The following is a 4,863-nucleotide window of genomic DNA, read 5'->3' as shown; positions in this document are numbered from 1 at the left end:
CACTCGCGATGAGCTCCCACTCACCAAGGGGTGTCAGGCAGCCAACGTCATCGTTGACGACCATCGCGAGCGTGCTCGCTCCTACAGTGAGTTGGGCGGCACCAACGGGGCGTGTGGCGCTTTGCCGCACTTTTGCCTGTCAGCCCCTGTGCTTGGTTATACTCCCTGCGATCCGCCTGGAGCGCTCATCAGGAGAGCTCATGCTCGTCCCTCTTCAAATCACTTCCGCCACTCGCCAGAACCTCTGGCGGCTGACATTCATCCGTATCCTGGTCCTGGCTGCTCAGGCCGGCTCCGTGGGCCTGGCCTACTGGCTCGAACTGCTGCCGCTGCCGTGGTTCCAGCTGGCTGCGACCCTGGCTTGCTCGATGCTGCTGTGCGCCTTCACGGCGGTTCGCCTGCGTACCAGCTGGCCGGTCACCGAGCTTGAATACGCCGTGCAGCTGGCCTGCGACCTGTTTATCCACAGCGCCTTGCTGTATTTCTCGGGTGGCTCGACCAACCCATTCGTCTCCTACTATCTGGTGCCGCTGACCATTGCCGCCGTGACGCTGCCCTGGCGCTATTCGGTGATTCTGTCTGGCATCGCCCTGACGATGTACACCTTGCTGCTGGCGCGTTTCTATCCACTGCAAACCTTCCCGATCGCCCGGGAAAACCTGCAGGTCTACGGGATGTGGCTGAGCTTCGCCCTGGCGGCGGCTGTGATCACTTTCTTCGCCGCGCGCATGGCCGAAGAATTGCGACGTCAGGAAGAACTGCGGGCCATTCGCCGCGAAGAAGGCCTGCGCGATCAGCAGTTGTTGGCCGTCGCGACCCAGGCCGCCGGCGCCGCCCACGAGTTGGGCACGCCACTGGCGACCATGAGCGTATTGCTCAAGGAGATGCGCCAGGACCATCACGACCCGATGCTGCAGGATGACCTGAGTGTGCTGCAGGATCAGGTCAAGCTCTGCAAGCAGACCTTGCAGCAGCTGGTGCGCGCCGCCGAGGCCAATCGCCGTCTGGCGGTGGAAATGCAGGACGTTACCGACTGGCTCGACGAAGCGCTCAACCGCTGGCACCTGATGCGCCCCGAGGCCAGTTACCGCTTCCAGCGCCTGGGCCAGGGCACGGTGCCGCGCATGGCGCCGCCGCCGGACCTGACCCAGGCGTTGCTGAATCTTTTGAACAACGCCGCCGACGCCTGTCCCGAAGGGCTGCAAGTGACCCTGGACTGGAATCCCGAAGATTTGACCATCAGCATCCGCGACCACGGTGCCGGTGTGCCGCTGGCCATCGCCGAGCAGATCGGCAAGCCGTTTTTTACCACCAAGGGCAAAGGTTTCGGCCTGGGCCTGTTTTTGAGCAAGGCCAGCGTGACACGCGCCGGCGGCTCAGTGAAACTCTATAGTCATGAGGAAGGCGGCACGCTCACCGAGCTGCGTCTGCCCCATGGCGCACGAGGAGACGAACATGAGTGACGACATCCAGGTTGAAGGCGAAGAGCTGCCGCATTTGCTGCTGGTCGACGACGACGCGACCTTTACCCGGGTCATGGCCCGCGCCATGGCTCGCCGCGGTTTTCGCGTGAGCACCGCCAGTTCCGCCGAAGAAGGCCTGATCCTGGCCCAGGGCGACCTGCCGGACTACGCCGCGCTGGACCTGAAGATGGACGGCGATTCCGGCCTGGTGCTGCTGCCCAAACTGCTGGAAATGGACCCGGAAATGCGCGTGGTGATTCTCACCGGCTATTCGAGCATTGCCACCGCCGTGGAGGCGATCAAGCGCGGCGCCTGCAACTACCTGTGCAAGCCGGCCGACGCCGACGACGTGCTGGCCGCGCTGCTTTCCGAACACGCCGACCTCGACAGTCTGGTGCCGGAGAACCCGATGTCCGTGGACCGCCTGCAGTGGGAACACATTCAGCGCGTGTTGACCGAGCACGAAGGCAACATCTCCGCCACCGCCCGCGCCCTGGGCATGCACCGCCGCACACTGCAGCGCAAACTGCAGAAACGTCCCGTTCGCCGCTGAACCTGCGCTGAACAGATGCGGGTCGTTCCTCGCGACAATCCGAACCGATCATCTATGATCGGTTCGTGCCTGTACTTTTTCCTATCGAGCCTTATCCATGAATCAGAACGCTGAATATTCCGCGGTCAACGATGCTGTGCGCGGGCAGTTTTTTCGCAAGGTCTGGGCGATCATCACGCCCTACTGGCGCAGCGAAGAGAAGGGCAAGGCCTGGACGTTGCTGATCGCGGTGATCGCGCTGTCACTGTTCAGCGTGGCGATTTCGGTGTGGATCAACAGCTGGTACAAGGATTTCTACAACGCCCTGCAACAGAAAGACGAAGCGGCGTTCTGGAAACTGATCCTGTACTTCTGCGGCATTGCCACCGTGGCGATTCTCGGCGCGGTATATCGGCTTTATCTGACCCAGATGCTGACGATCCGCTGGCGGGCCTGGCTCACCGAAAAGCATTTTGGTCGCTGGCTGGCGGACAAGAATTACTACCAGCTGGAGCAGGGCGGCTACACGGATAACCCGGACCAGCGCATTTCCGAAGACCTCAACAACTTCACCAGCGACACCCTGAGCCTGGGCATCGGTCTGCTGCGCAACATCGTCAGTCTGGTGTCGTTCTCGATCATCCTCTGGGGCGTCTCGGGCAGCATCGAACTGTTCGGTATCACCATTCCCGGTTACATGTTCTGGGGCGTGCTGTTATACGCGGTAGTGGGTAGCTGGCTGACCCACCTGATCGGTCGCCGCCTGATCGGCTTGAACAACCGCCAGCAACGCTTCGAAGCCGACCTGCGTTTCTCCATGGTGCGCATTCGCGAGAATGCCGAAAGCATCGCGCTGTACAACGGCGAGCCCAATGAACATCGCCGCTTGAGCAATCGCTTCTCGATGGTCTGGCACAACTTCTGGGACATCATGCGAGTGTCCAAGCGCCTGACGTTCTTCACTTCCGGCTACGAACAGGCTGCGGTGATTTTCCCGTTCATTCTGGCTGCTCCTCGCTACCTGGCCGGCAAGATCGAACTGGGCGAGCTGATGCAGATCAGCTCGGCGTTCGGCAATGTCCAGGACAACTTCAGCTGGTTCATCAGCGCGTACCAGAGCCTCGCTTCGTGGCGCGCGACCTGCGATCGTCTGCTGAGCTTCCGTCAGGCCATGACCGACAATGAGCAACGGGCACCGGCCATCGATGTGCAGAATCAGGGCGATGCATTGAAAGTGCACAACCTGGGCCTGGATCTGGCCGATGGTCGTCATCTGCTGACCAATGCCGACATGACCGTGGAGGAGGGCGAGCGCGTGATGCTCAGCGGTCGCTCCGGCAGCGGCAAATCGACGCTGTTGCGGGCCATGGGGCACCTGTGGCCTGCGGGGCACGGCAGCATTCGCTTACCGGCGGCGCGATACCTGTTTCTGCCGCAAAAACCTTATTTACCGATCGGCACGTTGCGCGAGGCGCTGAGTTATCCACAGGCGGGCGACACCTACCCGAACGAGCGTTACGAGCAGGTTCTGGAAACCTGTCGCTTGCCGCATCTGATCGGGCGCCTGGACGAGGCCAATCACTGGCAGCGCATGTTGTCGCCGGGTGAGCAACAGCGACTGGCCTTCGCCCGTGCGTTGTTGTACGCACCGCAATGGCTGTATATGGACGAAGCGACTTCGGCCATGGACGAGGAAGACGAAGCGACGCTGTACCAGGCGTTGATCGATGAACTGCCGGGATTGAGCATCGTCAGCGTCGGCCACCGCAGCAGCCTCAAGCGCTTCCACCCGCGGCATGTGCGGATCGACAACGGGCATCTGGTGGATCAGACCGTGACGGCATAGCTCGAACCCCTGTAGGAGCGAGCTTGCTCGCGATGGTCGCCAACGATGACGCTGGCATCCTGACACCCCGCGGTGGTCTGGAATCCATCGCGAGCAAGCTCGCTCCTACAGGGAGAGGGGTGGCACAGTGGTGATCGTACAACCGTGTTGAGCTATGATGCGATTTCATCCGATTCTTCGAGACAGATGTTCATCATGGAAAACCCGAACGACGCACCACGCCTCCCTCGCAAGCGCCGCAGCCTCGCTCAGGAACTGGTGACGGTGCTGTCCGAGCAGATCCGCGACGGTCACCTCAAGCGCGGCGACAAGTTGCCCACCGAGTCGGCGATCATGGATGCCCATGGCGTCAGCCGCACCGTGGTGCGCGAGGCGATTTCCCGTTTGCAGGCAGCCGGCCAGGTGGAAACCCGCCACGGCATCGGCACCTTCGTGCTCGACACCCCAAGCCCCAGCGGCTTTCGCATCGACCCGGCCACCGTGGTCACGCTGCGTGACGTGTTGGCCGTTCTGGAATTGCGCATCAGCCTCGAAACCGAATCCGCCGGCCTTGCCGCGCAACGCCGCAGCGCCGAGCAATTGGGCCTGATGCGCTCGGCGCTGGATGCGCTGAACGAAAGCGTTGCTCACGCCAGCGATGCGGTGGCGTCGGACTTCCAGTTCCACCTGCAGATCGCCCTGGCGACCGGCAACCGCTACTTCACCGACATCATGACCCACCTGGGTACCAGCATCATCCCGCGTACCCGCCTGAACTCCGCGCGCCTGGCCCACGACGATCAGCAGCACTACATGAATCGCCTGAGCCGCGAGCACGAGGAAATCTACGAGGCCATCGCCCGTCAGGATTCCGATGCCGCCCGAGCCGCCATGCGCCTGCACCTGACCAACAGCCGTGAGCGGTTGCGTCATGCCCATGAAGAGGCTGAGGCGCAGCGGGGCTAAGGGTTCGTCTCGGGATGTTCGTTTTCTGACAGATCCAATCGCGAGCAGGCTCGCTCCCACAGGTTGAACACCATTTC

Annotated in this window: 4 protein-coding genes; all 4 read left to right on the top strand. The window is 62.1% G+C overall.

The features are described 5' to 3' along the window. The first annotated feature begins 200 nt into the window (after positions 1-200). The 4 genes from ACW9JE_RS28635 (at position 201) to ACW9JE_RS28620 (ending at position 4,786) form a co-directional block, all read left to right on the top strand. Entirely contained in the window at positions 201-1,463 is a 1,263-nt protein-coding gene (locus tag ACW9JE_RS28635) for an ATP-binding protein (RefSeq protein WP_224536310.1), read from the top strand. Then, a complete protein-coding gene (locus tag ACW9JE_RS28630; protein WP_224536312.1) occupies positions 1,456-2,016 on the top strand; it encodes a response regulator transcription factor in 561 nt (186 codons plus the stop codon). Before ACW9JE_RS28635 ends, ACW9JE_RS28630 begins: the two co-directional genes overlap by 8 nt. A gap of 97 nt (positions 2,017-2,113) precedes the next feature. Next, entirely contained in the window at positions 2,114-3,841 is a 1,728-nt protein-coding gene (locus ACW9JE_RS28625; RefSeq protein WP_224536313.1) for an ABC transporter ATP-binding protein/permease, read from the top strand. A gap of 195 nt (positions 3,842-4,036) precedes the next feature. Then, positions 4,037-4,786, top strand: a complete 750-nt coding sequence (locus ACW9JE_RS28620) for a FadR/GntR family transcriptional regulator (RefSeq protein ID WP_457434667.1) — start codon at positions 4,037-4,039, stop codon at positions 4,784-4,786. Positions 4,787-4,863 lie beyond the last annotated feature (77 nt).

The organism is Pseudomonas sp. SDO55104_S430, from assembly GCF_054070595.1.
The sequence above is the reverse complement of the archived record's forward strand: the minus strand, read 5'-3'. Positions and strand labels throughout refer to the sequence as shown.